At 35.3% G+C, this 19,822-nt stretch carries 24 protein-coding genes and 1 pseudogene; 8 read left to right on the top strand and 17 right to left on the bottom strand.

Translation table 11 applies throughout. From position 1 onward, the window contains the following. Positions 1-350: 350 nt before the first annotated feature. The 3 genes from ACYVEC_RS05310 (at position 351) to ACYVEC_RS05300 (ending at position 2,908) form a co-directional block, all read left to right on the top strand. Positions 351-1,019, top strand: a complete 669-nt coding sequence (locus ACYVEC_RS05310) for a hypothetical protein (protein ID WP_063221336.1) — start codon at positions 351-353, stop codon at positions 1,017-1,019. Between the two features lie 377 nt (positions 1,020-1,396). Beyond that, positions 1,397-2,596, top strand: a complete 1,200-nt coding sequence (locus tag ACYVEC_RS05305; RefSeq protein WP_063221337.1) for a WXG100 family type VII secretion target — start codon at positions 1,397-1,399, stop codon at positions 2,594-2,596. Between the two features lie 12 nt (positions 2,597-2,608). Next, positions 2,609-2,908 carry a contact-dependent growth inhibition system immunity protein gene (locus ACYVEC_RS05300; RefSeq protein ID WP_063221338.1) on the top strand — a complete coding sequence of 100 codons (300 nt, stop codon included), beginning with the start codon at positions 2,609-2,611 and terminating at the stop codon, positions 2,906-2,908. 374 nt (positions 2,909-3,282) lie between these two features. On the opposite strand, the pseudogene ACYVEC_RS05295 reads toward ACYVEC_RS05300, so the two are convergent. From ACYVEC_RS05295 to ACYVEC_RS05240, 12 genes and pseudogenes are all read right to left on the bottom strand, one after another. Further along, a pseudogene (locus ACYVEC_RS05295) lies at positions 3,283-4,323 on the bottom strand (N-acetylmuramoyl-L-alanine amidase). Further along, positions 4,320-4,559 carry a hypothetical protein gene (locus ACYVEC_RS05290; protein ID WP_063221339.1) on the bottom strand — a complete coding sequence of 80 codons (240 nt, stop codon included), beginning with the start codon at positions 4,557-4,559 and terminating at the stop codon, positions 4,320-4,322. Before ACYVEC_RS05290 ends, ACYVEC_RS05295 begins: the two are co-directional and overlap by 4 nt. Next, on the bottom strand, positions 4,559-4,795 hold the full coding sequence (locus tag ACYVEC_RS05285; protein WP_063221340.1) for a hemolysin XhlA family protein: 237 nt from the start codon (positions 4,793-4,795) through the stop codon (positions 4,559-4,561). Before ACYVEC_RS05285 ends, ACYVEC_RS05290 begins: the two co-directional genes overlap by 1 nt. A gap of 69 nt (positions 4,796-4,864) precedes the next feature. Continuing rightward, on the bottom strand, positions 4,865-5,710 hold the full coding sequence (locus ACYVEC_RS05280; protein WP_275719112.1) for a M23 family metallopeptidase: 846 nt from the start codon (positions 5,708-5,710) through the stop codon (positions 4,865-4,867). Positions 5,711-5,877: 167 nt separating this feature from the next. Next, positions 5,878-6,867 (bottom strand): lysozyme family protein, encoded by a 990-nt coding sequence (locus ACYVEC_RS05275; protein ID WP_199678263.1) that lies wholly within the window; start codon positions 6,865-6,867, stop codon positions 5,878-5,880. A gap of 238 nt (positions 6,868-7,105) precedes the next feature. Further along, positions 7,106-7,492, bottom strand: a complete 387-nt coding sequence (locus ACYVEC_RS05270) for a DUF1492 domain-containing protein (protein WP_063221354.1) — start codon at positions 7,490-7,492, stop codon at positions 7,106-7,108. After that, positions 7,485-7,613, bottom strand: a complete 129-nt coding sequence (locus tag ACYVEC_RS05265; protein ID WP_257148981.1) for a hypothetical protein — start codon at positions 7,611-7,613, stop codon at positions 7,485-7,487. Before ACYVEC_RS05265 ends, ACYVEC_RS05270 begins: the two co-directional genes overlap by 8 nt. Positions 7,614-7,898: 285 nt before the next feature. Then, positions 7,899-8,786 carry a DnaD domain protein gene (locus tag ACYVEC_RS05260; RefSeq protein WP_063221353.1) on the bottom strand — a complete coding sequence of 296 codons (888 nt, stop codon included), beginning with the start codon at positions 8,784-8,786 and terminating at the stop codon, positions 7,899-7,901. A gap of 20 nt (positions 8,787-8,806) precedes the next feature. Beyond that, positions 8,807-8,962, bottom strand: coding sequence for a hypothetical protein (locus ACYVEC_RS05255; RefSeq protein ID WP_180230832.1), 156 nt, complete (start codon positions 8,960-8,962; stop codon positions 8,807-8,809). Beyond that, positions 8,952-9,146, bottom strand: a complete 195-nt coding sequence (locus tag ACYVEC_RS05250; protein ID WP_063221352.1) for a hypothetical protein — start codon at positions 9,144-9,146, stop codon at positions 8,952-8,954. Before ACYVEC_RS05250 ends, ACYVEC_RS05255 begins: the two co-directional genes overlap by 11 nt. An 11-nt stretch (positions 9,147-9,157) precedes the next feature. Then, positions 9,158-9,916 carry an ORF6C domain-containing protein gene (locus ACYVEC_RS05245; RefSeq protein ID WP_098557320.1) on the bottom strand — a complete coding sequence of 253 codons (759 nt, stop codon included), beginning with the start codon at positions 9,914-9,916 and terminating at the stop codon, positions 9,158-9,160. Between the two features lie 204 nt (positions 9,917-10,120). Further along, positions 10,121-10,333 (bottom strand): hypothetical protein, encoded by a 213-nt coding sequence (locus ACYVEC_RS05240; protein ID WP_000283430.1) that lies wholly within the window; start codon positions 10,331-10,333, stop codon positions 10,121-10,123. A gap of 202 nt (positions 10,334-10,535) precedes the next feature. On the opposite strand from ACYVEC_RS05240, the gene ACYVEC_RS05235 reads away from it, so the two are divergent. Further along, complete coding sequence (locus ACYVEC_RS05235) at positions 10,536-11,195, top strand: LexA family protein (protein WP_063221350.1); 660 nt, start codon at positions 10,536-10,538, stop codon at positions 11,193-11,195. A 329-nt stretch (positions 11,196-11,524) separates the two neighbouring features. Here ACYVEC_RS05235 and glnA read toward each other — a convergent pair whose 3' ends face one another. From glnA to hflX, 4 genes are all read right to left on the bottom strand, one after another. Next, the gene (glnA, locus tag ACYVEC_RS05230) at positions 11,525-12,859 is read right to left on the bottom strand and encodes a type I glutamate--ammonia ligase (protein ID WP_063221349.1); all 1,335 of its coding nucleotides are present in this window, start codon (positions 12,857-12,859) and stop codon (positions 11,525-11,527) included. Between the two features lie 48 nt (positions 12,860-12,907). Next, complete coding sequence (gene glnR / locus ACYVEC_RS05225) at positions 12,908-13,297, bottom strand: transcriptional repressor GlnR (protein ID WP_000656783.1); 390 nt, start codon at positions 13,295-13,297, stop codon at positions 12,908-12,910. A gap of 176 nt (positions 13,298-13,473) precedes the next feature. Continuing rightward, complete coding sequence (locus tag ACYVEC_RS05220) at positions 13,474-14,745, bottom strand: methionine gamma-lyase family protein (RefSeq protein ID WP_048525536.1); 1,272 nt, start codon at positions 14,743-14,745, stop codon at positions 13,474-13,476. Beyond that, on the bottom strand, positions 14,738-16,012 hold the full coding sequence (gene hflX / locus ACYVEC_RS05215; RefSeq protein WP_048525537.1) for a GTPase HflX: 1,275 nt from the start codon (positions 16,010-16,012) through the stop codon (positions 14,738-14,740). Before hflX ends, ACYVEC_RS05220 begins: the two co-directional genes overlap by 8 nt. A gap of 92 nt (positions 16,013-16,104) precedes the next feature. On the opposite strand from hflX, the gene ACYVEC_RS05210 reads away from it, so the two are divergent. Continuing rightward, positions 16,105-16,728 (top strand): trimeric intracellular cation channel family protein, encoded by a 624-nt coding sequence (locus ACYVEC_RS05210; RefSeq protein ID WP_000312265.1) that lies wholly within the window; start codon positions 16,105-16,107, stop codon positions 16,726-16,728. 99 nt (positions 16,729-16,827) lie between these two features. Then, positions 16,828-16,962 carry a hypothetical protein gene (locus ACYVEC_RS05205; RefSeq protein WP_000181496.1) on the top strand — a complete coding sequence of 45 codons (135 nt, stop codon included), beginning with the start codon at positions 16,828-16,830 and terminating at the stop codon, positions 16,960-16,962. A 35-nt stretch (positions 16,963-16,997) separates the two neighbouring features. On the opposite strand, the gene spoVK is transcribed toward ACYVEC_RS05205, so the two are convergent. Next, the gene (gene spoVK / locus ACYVEC_RS05200; protein WP_063221347.1) at positions 16,998-17,954 is read right to left on the bottom strand and encodes a stage V sporulation protein K; all 957 of its coding nucleotides are present in this window, start codon (positions 17,952-17,954) and stop codon (positions 16,998-17,000) included. A gap of 113 nt (positions 17,955-18,067) precedes the next feature. Between spoVK and ACYVEC_RS05195 the strand changes: the two genes are divergently transcribed. Both ACYVEC_RS05195 and ACYVEC_RS05190 read left to right on the top strand, forming a co-directional pair. Then, complete coding sequence (locus ACYVEC_RS05195) at positions 18,068-19,033, top strand: tyrosine-type recombinase/integrase (RefSeq protein ID WP_063221346.1); 966 nt, start codon at positions 18,068-18,070, stop codon at positions 19,031-19,033. Positions 19,034-19,146: 113 nt separating this feature from the next. Next, positions 19,147-19,822, top strand: a 676-nt coding sequence (locus ACYVEC_RS05190; RefSeq protein WP_460505838.1) for a collagen-like repeat preface domain-containing protein, incomplete at its 3' end; no start/stop codon positions are given.

The raw sequence follows: 19,822 nt of genomic DNA, 5'->3' as shown, positions 1-19,822 counted from the left end.
GCAAGGGAGGTTTCCCTCCCCTGTGTGCTTATTCTGAGTCGTTTCCTTGGTCGGGGCGACTCTTTTGTTTTTCCTCTTTCACCTTGTAGTATGTATCTACGATGTTTTTAACACCTGCGGTTACTTGAGAGAAAACCGTTGCTGTTGTAGCTATAGCACCTAAGATTATTATCCAATCCAATCCAATCCAATTTGTTCACCTCCTGTTCTTTATACTCTTATTATACACCATAAGTTGACTTGAGTCAACTATATTTAAGAATATTTTTCCTGTAAATCTAATTTTATCCTATGAAACCAACATATATCTGTTATACTTAATATCGCAATATATTTTAGGAGGAACTAATTTGAAAAAGTATCTATTATTACTTGTCTCTGTATTTTTCTCCCTAGCACTTGTGGCTTGTGGCTCAGAAGAAAAAACAGAAGAAAAGAGTGCACCTACTGCCTCAAACCAAAAAGGTATTAAAGAAAGCAATTCGAAAACTAACGAAAAAACATTATTAACTAAAGTTGGAGAAAAGCAAAAATACAATGCTCAAGGCGGAGTTATTGAGCTAATGAAAATTAAAGAAATTAATCAAACTATTGATGTAGCTCCAATGAAAATGACTGTTCAAAACATCAAGCTGTTTGAACTATCTGACCTTCCAGAACAAATGTTAACTGCGGCTAAAGAAGTTTATCAAGCAACACCTACTAACGATGGAAAACTAAATTATATTCAAGTTATTTACACAGTGGAAAATACCTCAGATGAAAATATTAACTTCCTTAATTTTGATAAGGTAGTACTAAATAATGGTGAACAGTTAGAAGCAAATCGCAATTTCATTACTGAAAAAAACACTTCCTTTGAATACTTTGGAAAAGTTAAACAAGAACGTGTCCTAGGTTTATTCTTCAATGGAGATCCAAAAGATATTACTAATGTCAAATTCATTACAAGTTCAACATACCAGCAAAAGTCGTATGATACGATTACTGATGGTCAACAAGTTCAATTTGATTTATAAAATAGCAAAGCCCTCTCATTCGAGAAGGGTTTTTTTACTACTTATTTTTTAATACGTTTACATTATTTCAATCTGTATTAAAAGAATTTGGTATAATTAGCTTAATTTAAGGGAGGGAACTAGTTTGAAGGTTGTTCAATCTATATTTAGGGGATTTCGTTTATTAAGTAAAATCATTAATCCTATATTAAAGGCATTATCTAAAAGTAAATTTTAAATATCGTAGCAAAAAGCCGACTCAAGAGAGTGGGCTTTAAATTTATTCATATGATTAAAATTATCCTCTTAAATGCCTCTTAATACAGTAATACGAATTTTCTATATTTACATTTTTTTCTTCTTGCCTCATAATTTTAATCGGGAGCGTGAGGAAGAAAATGGTTCAAATAAAAATTACACCTGAAGAATTAGAACAAGTTGCAAAACGGGCTAATGATACTAAGCATGCATTAGAATCCATACATAATAATTTATGCAATCAAATTGATTACATGTGTTTTCAATGGACAGGTGCATCGAATCAAAACTTCGTTCAAATGTTTAACAATGCCAGACCATCCGCATTCACAGCTATCAATGCACTTGTGCATGTCGAAGAAGAATTAAAGAGAATTGCTGAAAAATTCCGCGTTGCAGATAGTGAAGATGTAACATCCCAAAAAACAACTAAGTCTAGTAAAGCACCTGAAAAATCTTTCTTAGGAAAAGTATGGGATGGTATAGTAGATGGTGCGGGAGATGCTGTTGGAGATACAATCGACGGTATAAAAGCATTAGGTGACTGGGAAACTTGGAAAGGCATGGGCTACACTGTCACCCATTTAGATGAAGCTTTACCTGCTATGTGGGATGCGTTATCCGACTCTTATAATAAAGATGTTATAAATGGGGATGCAGAAACACGTGCAAGATGGGGATCGTATGCTTTAACACAAATTGGATTAGGTCTTCTTGGAGATAAAGGGGTCAGTAAGGCTGCAAAGCTAGCACAAGGTGCTAAATTCTCTCAAGGCATCTCAAAAGCTGGACAATTATTTAATAAAGGCGATAATTTGGCTTTCGCAGGCGGTAATAGTGTTACATCTGCATTTGATAGTGCTACTTTTAGACAAGCCGAAGAAAAACTTTCAACCTACCAGTTTGCTAAAGGTGAAAATACTACTACTGTGAAACCTGGTGATAGTAGTTCACTTGCCCCTGGAGGGGGCCTAGCTGCACACGAGGCTAGAGGTGGACATTTAATAGAAAGACATATAGGAAAAACAGATGAAGAACTATTGCAAAGATTAGAAAGTAATTCTACAATAACAGGTGCGTCCACCTTTGCCGATAGAGCTACGGCTGAAAAAATAGCAAATGAAGTTTTAAGCAACCCGCAAAATACGGAAAAAATAAACAGATGGTTAAATAACCCTGACAGCAAGCCAACCTTACCCTTAAGATACCAAGGTACAGATATTACTGGTAGGCATGTTCCTAGAGGATCAGAAATTATCTCAGAAGTAACAAATGCAAGAATTGTTTTAAAAAAAGACAGAGATGGTAGTTTTATTATTACAGGATATCCAGAAAGATAGAGGAGAGTTTATATGAAAGATAAATACATACAATATGAAGAATTAGGTGATTTTTTAGGAGGAACTTTCCATCAAGATATTGAATCAATCGAATTCGCCATAAACGAATTTATCAATGAAGTTACTAATATATGTTTAGAAAATACTATTGAAGACATTACATCATTCCTACAAAGTGATTTAACTGTTCATGAAAAAGAAGAATTCATTAAATATAATGCCGAAATTTATTTTCCTGCTTTAAACCTTACCCCTATAGAATGGCTAGAGCAAATAGTCGAACTCTTCAAAAGAGCATTAAAAAATAAATAGTAAGAACGGTTTTCGACCACCCTTTACAGGTGGTCTTTTACTTTTTTCTACTTTACATACACAAAAGCTTCATTTGTCGTAACATAGTATATTTCCCTCTTTTCTATTGTTTACTTTATAAGGTCGAAAATTTGGTATTACTGCTGGAGATGGGAGCGCCGACTCAGTCATTATCGGAACGACCTACAAATCAGAATCAGATGAATTAGATATGAAAAATGTTAACAAATCAGAATACGAAATGTCTGTAAACTTAAACGATGTTGAGGTAATTGAAGAAAAAAGCCTATATGGGGGTTTACACTAACTAGCTAAAGGAAATTAATTACAAAAAATAAAAACAGAACCTTATGAGGGTTCTGCTTTTATAATTTTCATCTCACATACACATAGGCAGGATTAGTAGTTACATAGTATGTTTTGCCTTTACTGTTGTGTACTTTGTATTGATATGAACCATTCACAATTACTTTTGTCTCAATAACAAACCCTAAACCCATATCTACTACTCCAGCAACATCTTTATCCTGCCAAGACGGAGAATCATAGAAACGTAAATTGTCCACTTTAGAAATAACCCTTTTACCAGTTATATTAGAAGCATCCGTCCCATTGTAACGGATGTATGAGGAGTCATAATAAATCCATTGGTTACCACCAAGATTTAACCAGTTTCCTAATTTACCCCATACTTTATAAGCCTCTCCTTTTTGTAGTTTACGAATAACACTATTATCTGTTGATGGTCCAAAACGAAGATTTACATTGTATCCCTCAATATACGCAACACCATTCACCTGTACTGTGCCAGGTATTTCATTTGGTTTCTGTGGTTTTGCATCCACTGTAACAGAGTTCCCGTTATAAGCCTTTAACACGTCTGCTCGGAATTTCGCCTCTGATACACCATGACTACGAAGATAATCAAGTGGGTCTTCATGGTCTGTGCCACCTAATTTATAAGTAATATCCTTATGTGTCCACAACCCTTTTGAAGGATGAATATTTCGTTCACGTAAGATTTCCCTAATCAACTCTACATATCGTTCTTAAGAACGTTTAAATTTCATCGGATCACTTGTTTCACACAATTCAACATAAACAAATCTAGCATTCGCTGCTGGACCTGCACCCCATGCACGATATTTAGTAGATGCAATTTGAATCTTTTCATTCCAGTCAACTGCATAGTGAACAAACGCTGAACGCCATGTACGAGACTCATATTTTTGGATATTTGGGGTAGCTGTAGAATGTGCTACAACACCTTCATAAGCGCCAACTCCATTACGATATGATTGTTTTGGTAAATCAGGAATAATCAAAACCCTATCAGCAAATACGTTTGTTCCAATTGATAATACTAAAATCATAGCGACAACTATAGATGAAATATGTTTCCATTTCTTTTTCATTTTACATCGGCATCCTTTTTTATAATTTTTGTGTGGTCAAATAATCCACTTGCTGACAGTCCAATAATGATTCCTTGAAATATATTTGTTTTGATATCTTGAGACAAAAATAAAACGCCTAGCATTATGCCAAGCGTTAAATTTAGTAACGGAACATATTTTGTTTGCATCCCAACTGTTTTTGCAATTTGTGATAATCCTACAACAACACCAATCATTACCGTAATTTCAAACATTACATACCTCCTCCTTTCAAAAAGAAGGTAAGAGCCGCTCCAATTAGTCCACCAATAATAAGGCGTAGGATCCAAGTTGTATTAGCACTGATTTTGTCTAATTGCTTATTAATATTAATAATGTCCTTTTCATTACCTGTCGTCCGCATTTCTAAACTTCTAATCTCTAATCGTATATCCTTAATATCTTGCCTTATTTCCTGAACATTACTTTGCACCTCTTGTAAACCATCCATTTTTCCACCTCTTTCCCATTTCTTACTTGATTAAAAATAAAAAGCCACTCGGAGAGTGGCTTTTTATTCTCATCGAACATTAAAATGTTCTTCTTGCACCCATGCGTTCGGTCCAATAGCGATATAACCATCTTTTCTTGCATAAATTTCATAAGCAACAGATCCATCCACATTACCAGTCCATTCACCATTTGGTCCATTATATGTGTTAATACCATAACCTGCCGGATATTTTGAGTAAGCATAGAACCATTGTACATCGAAGTGCTCTTGCTTCACCCATGCCTGCCAACCTAAACACAACCTATTTTCATTACCACCATACCAAGCAGCATCTATAATTAAATATGGAGTCTTGGTATCGATTATTCGGCCAGTGGCATGAGCATCTTTATCACCACTAATATATAAATTGATACCAGCACCTTCTGGATATTTAGACGTAGCAATTCCAACACCTTTTGGTTGTACCGGTTTATTTTCGGAAGGATCAGTTGTGCCACCACCATCACCTTTTCCCAGGTAGTCTAATGGATTCACAGCATTGCTCTTATTAATGTTCCAAGATCCTTTATGCAATTCAAAATGTAGATGCTGACCAGTAACTTGTCCCGTGCTCCCCATAACTCCAATGGTTTGTCCTTGCGTAACATAATCACCTTCTTTAACCGTTCGAGAACCACTACGCATGTGAGCATATACAGTTTCCCATGTAGCTCCATCAATAGTATGCACAATCATAATACACTCACCATAACTAGATGAAACATAAGAACGACTAACTCGCCCACTAGCCGCTGCATAAATTGGATGATAACCCGATTCAGCAAGGTCTATCCCATGATGATCTGCTCTACTCCCTCTAAAACCACTTGTTACTCTTGTTGTATCTGTTGGATAAATAAATTTTGCCATATTAATCTTCCTTTCTATTTTTACGTAATATAAAAAGACACTTAAATGAGTGCCTTAGTTCATTGTCTATAATCATTATCATTTCGACGTATTATAGATTTTCAATATTAGATTCTCATTCTTTTGATTACATGAGTATAATCAAAAGAATGAGAAATCCTCCGTTGTTACCTTACATTAAAATGTTCTTCTTTCACCCATGCGTTTGGTCCAATAGCAATATAACCATCTTTTCTTGCATAAATTTCATAAGCAACAGATCCATCCACATTACCAGTCCATTCACCATTTGGTCCATTATATGTGTTAATACCATAACCTGCCGGATATTTTGAATAAGCATAGAACCATTGTACATCGAAGTGCTCTTGCTTCACCCATGCCTGCCAACCTAAGCACAACCTATTTTCATTACCACCATACCAAGCAGCATCTATAATTAAATATGGAGTCTTGGTATCGATTATTCGACCAGTGGCATGAGCATCTTTATCACCACTAATATATAAATTGATACCAGCACCTTCTGGATATTTAGACGTAGCAATTCCAACACCTTTTGGTTGTACCGGTTTATTGTCACCACCGCCACCAGTTCCTCCATCAAAATCAACATATTGCTTAACAATTTCAGAGTAGAAGAAATTCCCCCCATTTTTATATCGATAGCCACCATTGTAGGCAACAGCGATAGGGTGACTATACTTAACCATAGCACCAGTTTTATTTCCAAGTGATGGCGCAACAACGGTTTTAGAATACAAATCTGCCACTGGTAATGAATGTTGTTTACTATTAGAAGCTAACCAACGAAGATAAGCTCGTCCAAAATTATACGATTGAACAATAGCACTTAAATCTGTAATACCATTTTTCTTTGCATCATCAAAAGCACCCTTTAAATGCTTCACTCCGTAATAAATTGAATCTTTAGGATTTTTAATTGTATTCATTGCCCATCCTTGCGATTCACTTGACTGCATAATATCAGGTGTTGCTTCCGAATTCCCTCCACTTTCCACCATAATAACTCCAAGCACGTAAGGAACTAACTCTGACACACCTTGTGCAGAACATTCACTTTCTACCATTGATTGCCAACGTAACACCTGTTGTGGCAGATTCTTTGTTTTGACTGAAGCAGCTAATAAACTCATCATTAAACATCTCCTTATTTTTCTATTATTTTCGCCTTTAAAACTACTACTTTACTAAATATAACTGGAAGCCAAATACTCATTAATCTATAAAATCAATTCATGTTTCTCACCTTCTTTCACAACAAAAAGAGCAACCGTAAAAATAGTTGCCCTTTCGTCGAGATCTTATATTACTACTATAAATCACTTTTTCAATACTTTCTGTACACTGCATGTATCCTACAAAAAGGTAACATTAAAACCCATCTAAAAACTTGAAAATCTTTCTTATTTCAGCATGTTTTCGGCGGATATAGCCTGTACTATAATGTAATTCAAACGCTATTTGTTCTAAAGTCATTCCATCAATATATTTCATTTTAAGTATTTGATGATCCAATCCTGTAAACTTATTAATCAAAAGCTTTAAATCATACTCTTCATTCATCTTATAAGCTAATTCATATTCAATTGCTTCAATCCGCCCTTCTACCTTAGCCCCTTCCGATTCAGCGGTTAATCGTACATTTTGCAAATCACCACTAATCCAACGCTTCAATTCAGCTTTTGATTTATCTAAGTTGTATTCTAAATAAGCAATGTCTTCTTCTAACTTCTTATAATCTTTGAGCCATTCAAACACTTGATGATTCACCTACTTCCTTTTTTACAAATCCGCATAATACTAATTTAATAGAATGAATATGCTTATTAGCTTTTTCAATCATCATTACTTGTAAACTACCTTTCATTATTATAAACACAACCATTTCCTAACATTTTTTATCCTCTATTGATAAGTTCATTACACCTTTAGAATTCCAATATTATAATTAACTCCTGAATCCTATTGAAAAAATTTCTAACAGTCCCCATAGAATATTAAGAAATAAACTGAAAATATAAATTGTTCATACTTGATTCAAACATTCACCAATATCTTTATAATAATGTTCACTATGCATCGGGAATCTTTGAAAATATAAATATATTATCTTTTTATTAAAATAATATATTTTAAAGCGAAAAAATCATCTAGCATTTTTTTCTTATGACCTATATTTATTTAACACTTCTTGTAATCTCTCACGCTCTTCATCAATAGACTGCACAGTTTTTCTTTCCTCTTCTAGATTTGTTGATTCATCATCTTTATATAACCAATCGGGTACAATCTCTTTTCTATTTGAACACTTCCTACCTGCCCCATTATATTTCTTTTTCTTGCTTATTTCGAAACGTCTGTCTAGTGTGGCCACATCAGCCAACGTTTTAACTTCTTGCTCCTTCCAATTCCTCAATATAGCCTTAATGTAGTTCCATCTTGGTGCATTCTCATCAACAGCTTTATTAATTGCATGCTGAATTAACTCACTACTAAACAAATTACAAAAATCCCCCAACTCCGCAATTGCAATTTCACTTAACGGAATGCCCATCCCCTTAATAAAGTTGCAACTTACTTTAACCCTCTCATTGATGGATACACGAGAGTCTAATTTATCCATATCATCATAATGATTAGTATTTTGTATATTAGTATTTCGTTTATTAGTAGTTAGTCTATTAGTATTTAGTAGTGTCTGATTTTCCTCATATGGCTTTACCATATCTTGGTTTTCCACTTGTGGTATTGCCTTTTGTGGTGTTTCGTAAATTTCCGTATCCCACCTTGTAATTTTTTTCGTATTCCCATCACGAACAGGATAACGTTTTACATAACCTAATTCTTTTAATTCCTTAAAACCTGTACGGAGCGAATCTTCTCCATCCTTAGCATGTCGAGCTAATTCACTAATATGAAAAGTCCAATCATCTGGTAATGTAAGCGCATAGGCTAAGATTCCTTTCGCTTTCCATGACAACCTTTCATCTTTTAAACCAGTATTATTTATAACAGAATAATTACTATCTTTTTTCACTCGAATAATCCCCATACTAGCCACCCCATAAATTCTCAAAAACGGTATTCAATGTTATACTTACCTAGAGATTTTTTTCTTATAGAATCCGCTGTAACGGATTCTTTTTTGTACATCCATTCAAAGCTTTCAGCAAACGCATTTACATCGCTTGTGACATTCTTTTCTCCTAAATCGTTCTTATTCTTCAAATTCAACATCCACTTGAATTTCGATATTCATAGGAATTTCTTGTGTTATACGAATCACACTTTGACTCATTCCTTTTTGAATAAGCTTTCTAACCTGCTCTTTTGCATCTTCTTTTGTTTTAAATTCACTGACAGTTGGTAATCCTGCTAAACTGCTAGTAATGACTAAAATCTTTCTTTGCACGTTTCTTCCTCCTACTGAATGGCTGCCATATTTATTTGTGAGTTTTTAACTATAATTTCTTCATTTAAAACAGTTGGAATTGAATATTCTTCATTAATCATTTGTATCGCTCTATCCAAATGATGACGTTTAATAGCTTTATAACTATTCACACCAAATTCTCGATGTAATTGACTATAAATATCTCTATATAACTTCCTTCTAAGGCCGATATCCTGATAAGAATTTGAATTTTTACCTCCCAACAAAATCACACCTAACCTTTTTACAGCCCTTGTTATTTCGTCACACTCGATAGCATAAAGCCGCGCATTTTCTCGCAATCCCTTCACCTCAGACTTAATCTCTTGTATCTCCTGGCTATGCCCTTCTAACGCAGCAAATGTTAACTTTAAAACTCCCATTGGATCCTTTGGCACCTTTTGTTGATTTTGTAAATACTGCTTCATTCGTTTGAACTCTTTAATAATTTCAATTTTCATTCGAACCGCTTCTCTAGTCGTATACCCCATAGCAAGTAACGTGAATGCTTCTTCTGTTAAATCATATTTAGGCATTCGCTTGTTCTTTAAATTCATATAAGTGGATTCGTGAAAATTTTCTCCGCCAAACTCTTCACCTGCATATACAATTTGTTTTCGAATTTCCTTCAAAACGTCAAAGTGATCTTTTTTGAATATCTTCGCAATTACCAAACTATCCGTCACTACTTCGCCATTAACTGCAAATACTAATGAACTATGTACTGATGAGTTAGTTAATTGCCCCATCCTCATCCCCTCCTCACTACTAATTTTGGACTATCTTTATTGCATTGAGATAATTTCGCACTACGTATAATTCGTTACTTGCTTTTTTTACAGATTAACCAATTATTGAAATTTAAATTAGATACTTTTATATGAACCCTTTCCTTCAGTCATTGTTCAATAATTCGGTTATCGCATTACATTTTAAGCAAATCTCCTCAGATTTCAATTCGCTTCGTTTTCTTCAAATTCAAAAAGATATTCCAAATTATGTTCTGGAAAAAAAGTTTTCTTAATTTCAAAAGCTTCATCATAATAAAAACGAAATTTACCATTTATTTTGTCGCTCACTGTTGCGTGGCGAAGTTTCAGATGCGAAGAAATTTGTGTAATCATAATTCTTTTTCTCGCCATCTCTGCACGCAAATTCGGATACATCGACTCACCACCTACCCTTTGTACGATATTGCGTTCATTTCCATTTAAATATAAACTCAATTTCGTATTAAGTCAACAAAAAAACGTATTAAAATACTCAATTTCGTATATTTTTCTATTTACTAACAAATTCGGTTAGGTTATGATATATACAGAAATACGCAATATCGTATACATTTTAATAAGAAAGATGGTGAAAGTAATGAAAAAAGCAGAGGTTGTAACACGCTTAATAAAGGAAGCTGGCTATAGCAAAAGAGCCTTCGCCGAAAAAATAGGACTCCCTCCCACAACACTGCAATCCATGTTATCAAGAGGGATTGGTAAAGCATCTGTTGATAATGTAATAAAAGTTTGTAAGGGATTAGGAATCACTACTGATGATTTAGAAGGGCTCGCAACTCAAGAGGACAATACTGTTAAAGAAGAAGTTTCTATTTATGAAACCATCCAAAAAGACCAATCAAACATTATTCATATTCCTATCATTGGTTCTGTAGCAGCTGGCACACCTATATTCGCTGAAGAAAATATCGAAGGCTATTTACCGATGCTAAGCACATTTTTAAACAAACGTAAAAAGTATTTTTATCTTACTGTAAAAGGCACTAGCATGAATCTCGAATTCCCCGATGGTTCTTATGTTTTAGTAGAGGAAACTCCTTATGTTGAAAACGGACAAATTGCCGTTATAAAAGTCAATGGTTATGATGCTACCGTGAAAAAGATTTCAAAATCTGGAAACATCATTACGTTAATACCATTGAGTAATGATCCGATTCATGAGCCACAAACTTATAACCTTGCAGATGAGGACGTAAAAATCATCGGTCGCGTCGTACAGGCAGTAAAGAATTATTAATTTATAGCACAAGTAATTTTATAAAAAAAATAAGATCGATTCTTTTGAAAAAATTTTCTTAGTAAAATGATTCAAGAAAATCAAAAACAATCCATTATCTAGTAGTTAATATATCCAATAACTTCACTTAAAAAAGCCCTGATACCGTAGTATCAAGGCTTTTTTATTTCACAAATCATATAAAACTTACGTTTATCTGATAATGTTTTTCTGTGATATCACTACTTGTTATTAATTTGTGGCTGTTTTTCATTTTGCAACCACATAAAATTATAATAAGAGGGAAATAAAAAACCCTTGATACCAATTGTATCAAGGGTTCAAGCCTCTTAGTATAGAGACATATATTGATCGCGTTCCCATTGGTGAACTTGCGTTCTAAAGATATCCCACTCAATCTCTTTCGCTTCGATGAAGTGCTCAAGTAAATGCTCACCTAGTGCACCACATACTACTTCGTTAGATTGTAATGTAACTAATGCTTGCGCTAATGTTGCTGGTAAGTCAACGATACCTGCTTCTTCACGCTCTTCTTTTGTCATTACATAGATGTTACGGTCTACTGCAGCTGGTGGAGTTAATTTGTTTTTAATTCCGTCAAGACCTGCTGCTAATAATGTAGCCATTACTAAATATGGGTTTGCAGCTGGGTCAACACTACGTACTTCTACGCGTGTACTAATACCACGAGATGCAGGGATACGTACTAATGGGCTACGGTTTTGTGCAGACCATGCTACGTAACAAGGAGCTTCGTATCCAGGTACTAAACGCTTGTAAGAGTTTACAGTTGGATTTGCTACCGCTGTAAATGCTGGTGCGTGTTTTAAAATACCTGCGATGAAGTGACGAGCATCATCACTTAATTGTAAGTCACCATTTTGATCGAAGAATACGTTCTCACCATTTTTAAATAGTGATAAGTTACAGTGCATACCTGAACCGTTCACACCGTATAATGGTTTCGGCATAAATGTTGCGTGTAAACCGTGTTTACGAGCAATTGTTTTTACAACAAGTTTGAATGTTTGAATGTCATCACATGAGCGAATTGCACTTGCATATTTAAAGTCAATTTCGTGTTGACCTGGTGCAACTTCATGGTGAGACGCTTCAATTTCAAAGCCCATCTCTTCTAGTTCAAGAACGATATCACGACGACAGTTTTCCCCTAGATCCATCGGCGCAAGGTCGAAGTATCCACCGTTATCGTTTAATTCTAATGTTGGATTTCCTTTTTCATCTACTTTAAATAGGAAGAATTCCGGCTCTGGTCCAAGATTGAAATCTGAGAATCCTAAAGCTTCCATTTCTTTTAACACACGTTTTAAATTGTTACGTGGGTCTCCATCAAATGGAGTGCCATCCGCATTGTAAATGTCACAAATTAGACGAGCAACTTTACCTTTTTCGGCAGTCCATGGGAAAATTACCCAAGTGTCTAAGTCAGGATATAAATACATATCAGATTCTTCAATACGTACGAAACCTTCAATCGAAGATCCATCAAACATCATTTTGTTGTCAAGAGCTTTCGTTAATTGTCTCACTGGAATCTCTACGTTTTTAATTACTCCTAAAAGGTCTGTAAATTGTAAACGGACATACTTTACATTCTCTTCTTCCGCCAAACGGAAAATATCTTCTTTTGTGTACCTAGCCATTATAAATTCCTCCTTAGTCCCTCTAAACACCTTCAGAATCAGTTCTCTTTAGTGAAAAAACCTTGAAATATCACCTTGTCGCAATGAAGTTCGATTAAATCTACCTGTATGTTGTAGTTCGTCTCGAAGTATTTTGCGAAGCTCAGTTTTTGAAATTTCTTTCGTTTCTTCTTTTACTTTCACTGCTTCTGTTTGATTTTCTTTCATTAGTAACACTTGTTTAATACCAGCCATATTCAAGCCTTGATCTAATAAATCTTTAATCTCTAACAACTTATCTACATCGTTAAATGAAAATAATCTACGATTCCCCTTTGTACGGGTTGGAGAAACAAGATTATGCTCTTCATAGTAGCGAATTTGACGTGCAGATAATTGTGTTAAATCCATAACAATACCAATAGGAAACAGCGGAGCAGAACGTCTATCTTCTTTCATTGTTTCAGTTCCTCCTTCGCCTTAACTGCTTCTCATTCTATACCATGTTATGTTTAGTGTCAATAGATGTTAGCTTTTCTTACATGATTTTTTTATAAATTTTTTCATTCTTTTTTTCTAATGAAACAAATCATTACTTTCACGCGAAAAAAGCTGTCGAAATCGACAGCTTCCCTTTAAGAAATTGTTAATAATTCCTTTTCAATTAATGCATCAATTGCAGAACAAATCGCAATCTTCACATGTGAATAAGTTAACCCACCTTGCACGTAAGCAACATAAGGCGGACGAATTGGACCATCGGCCGACAATTCAATACTCGCACCTTGAATAAACGTTCCCGCAGCCATAATGACATCATCTTCATAACCCGGCATATAGTTGGCATATGGAGTGAAGTGAGAATTAATTGGAGATGCATATTGAATTGCTTGGCAAAACGCAATCATACGATCTTTATCATCAAATTGAACAGACTGAATTAAATCTGTTCTTGGTGCATTCCATGCTGGTGATGTATTCATTCCTAATTTTTCTAAAAATGCAGCTGTAAAAATCGCACCTTTTAGTGCTTGTCCCGCTACATGCGGCGCTAAGAAGAAACCTTGATACATTTCTTGCAGACTGTATAAAGATGCACCTGCTTCCGCACCGATTCCTGGAGATGTCAAACGATATGCACACGCTTCAACATACTGTTCTTTACCAACAATATAGCCACCAGTTTTAACAATTCCACCACCTGGGTTTTTAATAAGCGAACCTGCCATTAAATCTGCACCAACATGACACGGCTCTTGCTCTTCAATAAACTCGCCATAACAGTTATCTACAAACACAACAACATCCGGTTTAATTTCTTTAACAAACGCTATCATCTCTTTAATTTGAGAAATAGTAAACGACGGACGAGTAGCATAACCTTTTGAGCGCTGAATACCGATCATTTTCGTATTACTTTGAATTGCAGCCGCAACAGCTCCAAAATCAACAAGCCCCTCTTCGGTAAGCGGAACTGCATTATAACCAATATTATATTCTTTAAATGAACCTACACCTTTTCCGCGTACACCAACGATTTCTTCTAACGTATCATACGGCTTGCCAGTGATGTACAATAACTCATCTCCTGGACGTAAAATACCGAATAACGCTGTAGAAATAGCGTGCGTACCTGAAATAATTTGAGGACGAACAAGACCTGCTTCCGCTCCAAATACATCCGCATACACTTTTTCTAACGTATCACGACCAATATCATCATAACCGTAACCTGTCGTTGGAATAAAGTGCGAATCACTAATTTTATGTTTACGAAAACTTTCTAATACACGAAACTGATTACTTTCAATCACTTCATCCGCACGTTTATGTACTTCTGTAATTTGGCTTTCTACTTCTTTTACGATTGGAGCAATTTTTTCTCCATTTTTCAAACGATCAAACATTTTTATTTTCTCCTTCTTCCACTAAAAATCTCTTTAATTGCACATTAAGCGATGAATGAGCAAAAATATACCCTGCGCAATCATATACAAATTTATCTTCCAAAAACTCCATCTTTGTTAATAGTGTCTCCGTCTTTAATAGCGTTAACAACTTACCTTCACTCGGAGGAATTTCCACTTGATAACGATTCATTTCTTCCTTCATTTTCGTTTCTATTGCTTCTTTTATATGTAATAGATCTTTTTCTTCAAAAGCACTAGTCATTAAGAAATCACTTTTCGGAAACGGAATAAAGTTTTGATGTAATTCATCTTTTTTATTATATAACGTAATAATAGGAATATGATTAATTTCAAGTTCTGACAATAATTGTTTTACTGTTTTCTCATGCCCTACATAATTCGGATCTGCAGAATCAACTACATGTAAAATAACGTCTGCTTCACCAGCTTCTTCTAATGTCGAACGAAAAGCAGCAATTAATGACGTAGGTAAATCTTGTATAAAACCAACTGTATCAGTTAGTAATACTGTATATCCAGAAGGTAACGGCATCTTCCTTGTCGTCGGGTCTAACGTTGCAAACAACAAGTTTTCTTCAAACGTATCAGCTTCCGTTAATCTATTAAACAGTGTAGATTTCCCCGCATTCGTATACCCTATTAATGAAACTTGAAATACTTTATTATCTTTTCTTCTTTCACGATATCTTTTTCGATGTTCCACAACAACTGCAAGTTGCTTCTTTATTTCATCAATGCGCGATCGAATATGACGACGATCCGTCTCAAGTTTCGTCTCACCCGGCCCTCTCGTTCCAATACCACCACCAAGACGTGATAAAGACAATCCTTGTCCCATAAGACGTGGCATTGTATATTGCAACTGAGCTAATTCTACTTGAAGCTTACCTTCCCTCGACTTCGCACGTTGCGCAAAAATATCTAATATAAGTTGCGTTCGATCAATTACCCTCGCATCTAATACTGAGGATAAATTCCGAATTTGACTCGGCGTTAATTCGTTATTAAATACGATAACATCCGGTGCTAATTCTTCAGTTAACATTGTAAGCTCTTCTAATTTACCTTTACCTATATAAGTCGCCGGATGAAACTTCGGTCGTTTTTGTGTTGTAGACACTAACAATTCTGCTCGTGCAGTCTTCGCTAGTGATGCAAGTTCTTTCATGGAATGCATAAATTTTTCATCATCATCTTGCGGCAATTGACAGCCCACTAATATGACTTTTTCTTTTTCTTCCATCAAATATGTTCACTCATCCTTTTCGAAATTTAAACCTTCTAATATAATAGCAGAGGAAGCACATTTCATCTAGTTAGCGGGGGAGAGAATTCATGGCATGGGAGATTTTTAGCATCATAGGCACAATTGCTTTCGCGCTAAGCGGAGCCATTGTTGCAATGGAAGAGGATTATGATATTTTCGGGGTGTATATTTTAGGAATGGCAACCGCATTTGGGGGAGGTGCCCTTCGTAATTTATTAATCGGTTATCCGATTGTCGCGTTTTGGCAACAAGACATGTTATTCCAAATCGCACTTTTATCAATGACAATTATTTTTCTTTTTCCAAATAAATTAATTAGACACTGGAAAAAGTGGGAAAATATCACTGATGCTATCGGCTTATCAGCATTTGCCGTACAAGGAGCACTATATGCTCAGAAATTAAATTTACCAATTAGCGCCACAATCGTAGCAGCTGTTTTAACTGGCATTGGCGGTGGTATCATCCGCGATCTTTTAGCCCGCAGAAAACCTCTCGTTCTTCGAGCTGATGTATATGCTTTTTGGACGATTTTAGCAGGTTTCTTAATTGGCGCTCAAATTATTGTTAGCGATTGGGCTCTATACACCTTATTCATTTTAATTGTTTGCTTCCGCATGGTTTCTATTCATTACAAATGGCACTTACCGCATAGGCGCATCGACACAAACGAACGTTCAATGCACAAATAGCAATCCAACCTCTTTACATATGGTAAAGGGGTTTTTCTTTTCTAATGAGTTTTTCCCTACATAATGTTTATACTAATTCTCAAAGCGAGGTGAATACAAATGACAAACCATGTGAATAAAGGTGCTCAAAAAAGCTCAGTAGGTCAAATTGGACACGATCCTAATTCTGCACACGAAAAAAGCGCTAAAATGGAACGATTCCATAAATCTTATCAAGAAAAAGCAAAAAAATAGTAAAAGCACTTATACAGAAAAAACAGACGCACAGTTTACGTACTGTGCGTCTCCTCTTCAAGCATCAAATCGCTACTTGATATCCCTATTAAATCATATTTATCATACGTATCCTCTTGTAACAGCCGCATAGCCTGTGTACGAATCGATTTTTCAACTATATTCCGTACATATCGTCCATTACTAAACGATGTAATTTGCGACGAGTACTTTACAGCATGTAAATGATCTCTAAATTTCCATTCAGCCTCTTTCGATAACTGGTATTCACGCTCTTCATACATCCTCTTCCCAATTTCTAACAGCTGATTTACTGAGTAATCCGCAAATTCAATTATAAACGGAAAACGGGATTGTAGTCCTGGATTTAATGAAAGAAAGTGATTCATCTCTCTTGAATATCCAGCTAAAATCAATACAAAACCGTGTTGTTTATCTTCCATATGTTTTACGAGCGTATCAATTGCCTCTTTCCCAAAATCTTTTTCTCCCCCTCGGGCTAATGAATACGCCTCATCAATAAACAAAATACCTCCCATTGCTTTTTTTATTAAATCCCTTGTTTTTTGAGCTGTATGACCGATGTACTCTCCTACAAGATCCGCACGTTCAGCTTCAACTAAGTGCCCTTTTGATAGAATATTCATCTCAAACAATAATTTCCCTATCATTCTAGCAACAGTTGTCTTCCCTGTACCTGGATTCCCTTTAAACAACATATGGAGTACTTGCTTCTCAGACTTCAACCCTATTTCTTGTCTTTTTTTATTGACATAAATCCAAGCATATATTTCTTTTATTATCTTTTTTATATCATCCATCCCAACGAGCTTCCCCATCTCTTCTTCAATTCTTTGCAGCATCTCATGTTTCGTAGTAGTTTCATTTGAAATTACTGTTTTATTTTCTGCGGGCGGTAAAGAAATTTTCTTTCGATGATTTAACACAATGTTAATTTGATTATTATTTTTCTTTCGCATCGATTGTTCCATACAATCACCTCATTTTATCCACTCACCAAATATTATTATTCCTGCCTCCCTTACAAATGACTATTTTCAGAAAAGTTTGCTATAATATAAGAAATAATGAAGGTGGTGGGACTATGGAGACAACGGAATTCCATGATACAATACAAGCCTTTTCTATTTTTTTATTGAATAAAGGCCGAAAACCTTCAACCATTAAACGTTACGTTTATGACATTGAAGATTTCGGACATTGGTTAGAAAAAAACAAAAAGCTCCCTTCCAGTAATATATGGGCTACACTTTGTACAAAAGACTACGAAGATTACTTTTCCGACTTAAAAAAGAATCGACATTACTCAGAGAAAACGATGCACCGTGTATTTATTGTATTGAATAGAATGCATCACTTTCTAAACATCCCTAACCCATTAAAGAACATGGAAATTTCTATTCAACCAGATCGCACACTTCGCAATGAAGATTTCATTTCATCTGATGAAGAAAAAAGATTAAAACATATAGTCACTTCATTAGAAGGACTTTCAGAAAAACAACGTCCTGTGCGCCCTTTATTGATGGATCGTAATATCGCTATTTTAAACTTATTAATTGACTATGGATTATCCTTACAGGAACTTACAGCATTAACTATGAATCACGTCCACTTTGAAACTAACACATTATCTATCCCAGCAACCGCAGGGGTAGAAAGAACAATTACATTAACCAGCGAAGACAAAAAACAACTATATACTTATTACAAAAGTATCCCTGAACCCGTTCGTCCAAAATACCATAGTAATGATCCATTATTTATCGCATTTGATTTTAATCGCGGAACATACAGATGGGTATACGAAAATGATGCACCAAAGGGATTAACAGAAATCGCTATCCAAAAAATGATTCGCCTTGAGGTATCTAGAGCTAATTTACGCAAAGGAATATCAGGACAACACTTTCGTAACACCTATATTTTAAACTTAATAAAAAAAGAAACTCCGGAGTCAGAAATTATAAAACTAGTTGGGTTCAAATCAAAAATTTCACTAAAACGATATTATCAATACGCAGAAAATAGAAAAAACGCCTTATCATGAGGCGTTTTTTCTATTTTTTCTTCAAACAAACGATTTTACTATGACCATTTAACTAATTTTTGCATCTACTATGATGAGTTTCATTTACATTCTCATTAGAAAGGAGAGATTTAATGTCTCGTTATGACGACAGTCAAAACAAATTCTCCAAACCATGCTTTCCAAGTAGCGCCGGACGAATCCCAAATACCCCATCAATCCCAGTTACTAAGGCACAACTTAGAACGTTTCGCGCAATCATTATCGACTTAACAAAAATAATCCCAAAACTTTTCGCAAATCCATCTCCCCAAAACATTGAAGATTTAATTGATACATTGAACCTACTAAGTAAATTTATTTGTTCGCTAGACGCTACTTCCTCCCTGAAAGCGCAAGGATTAGCTATTATAAAAAACTTAATAACTATATTAAGAAACCCAACCTTCATAGCAAGTGCTGTATTTGTTGAACTCCAAATTTTAATTAATTATTTACTTTACATCACAAAGTTATTCCGAATCGATCATTGTACACTCCAAGAACTCCTTAAATTAATTGCAGAGTTACAAACTACTCTAGTTAATTCGGCTTCGTTCGGCAGAGGGCCTACTGGACCTACTGGTCCTACTGGACCTCGAGGTAACACGGGCGCTACCGGTGCGACTGGACCTACTGGACCTCGAGGTAACACGGGCGCTACCGGTGCGACTGGACCTACTGGACCTCGAGGTAACACGGGCGCTACCGGTGCGACTGGACCTACTGGACCTCGAGGAGATCGGAAGAGCACACGTCTGAACTCCAGTC

Source organism: Bacillus sp. MN7755 (assembly GCF_054771475.1).
This window is presented reverse-complemented; position numbering and strand designations above follow the sequence as displayed.

Coding starts and splice junctions, on each gene's coding strand:
- ACYVEC_RS05305 (WP_063221337.1), top strand. CDS start 1,397: ATGGTTCAAATAAAAATTACACCTGAAGAATTAGAACAAGTTGCAAAA.
- ACYVEC_RS05300 (WP_063221338.1), top strand. CDS start 2,609: ATGAAAGATAAATACATACAATATGAAGAATTAGGTGATTTTTTAGGA.
- ACYVEC_RS05290 (WP_063221339.1), bottom strand. CDS start 4,559: ATGTTTGAAATTACGGTAATGATTGGTGTTGTTGTAGGATTATCACAA.
- ACYVEC_RS05285 (WP_063221340.1), bottom strand. CDS start 4,795: ATGGATGGTTTACAAGAGGTGCAAAGTAATGTTCAGGAAATAAGGCAA.
- ACYVEC_RS05280 (WP_275719112.1), bottom strand. CDS start 5,710: ATGGCAAAATTTATTTATCCAACAGATACAACAAGAGTAACAAGTGGT.
- ACYVEC_RS05275 (WP_199678263.1), bottom strand. CDS start 6,867: ATGAGTTTATTAGCTGCTTCAGTCAAAACAAAGAATCTGCCACAACAG.
- ACYVEC_RS05260 (WP_063221353.1), bottom strand. CDS start 8,786: ATGGGGATTATTCGAGTGAAAAAAGATAGTAATTATTCTGTTATAAAT.
- ACYVEC_RS05245 (WP_098557320.1), bottom strand. CDS start 9,916: ATGGGGCAATTAACTAACTCATCAGTACATAGTTCATTAGTATTTGCA.
- ACYVEC_RS05240 (WP_000283430.1), bottom strand. CDS start 10,333: ATGTATCCGAATTTGCGTGCAGAGATGGCGAGAAAAAGAATTATGATT.
- ACYVEC_RS05235 (WP_063221350.1), top strand. CDS start 10,536: ATGAAAAAAGCAGAGGTTGTAACACGCTTAATAAAGGAAGCTGGCTAT.
- glnA (WP_063221349.1), bottom strand. CDS start 12,859: ATGGCTAGGTACACAAAAGAAGATATTTTCCGTTTGGCGGAAGAAGAG.
- glnR (WP_000656783.1), bottom strand. CDS start 13,297: ATGAAAGAAGATAGACGTTCTGCTCCGCTGTTTCCTATTGGTATTGTT.
- ACYVEC_RS05220 (WP_048525536.1), bottom strand. CDS start 14,745: ATGTTTGATCGTTTGAAAAATGGAGAAAAAATTGCTCCAATCGTAAAA.
- hflX (WP_048525537.1), bottom strand. CDS start 16,012: ATGGAAGAAAAAGAAAAAGTCATATTAGTGGGCTGTCAATTGCCGCAA.
- ACYVEC_RS05210 (WP_000312265.1), top strand. CDS start 16,105: ATGGCATGGGAGATTTTTAGCATCATAGGCACAATTGCTTTCGCGCTA.
- ACYVEC_RS05205 (WP_000181496.1), top strand. CDS start 16,828: ATGACAAACCATGTGAATAAAGGTGCTCAAAAAAGCTCAGTAGGTCAA.
- spoVK (WP_063221347.1), bottom strand. CDS start 17,954: ATGGAACAATCGATGCGAAAGAAAAATAATAATCAAATTAACATTGTG.
- ACYVEC_RS05195 (WP_063221346.1), top strand. CDS start 18,068: ATGGAGACAACGGAATTCCATGATACAATACAAGCCTTTTCTATTTTT.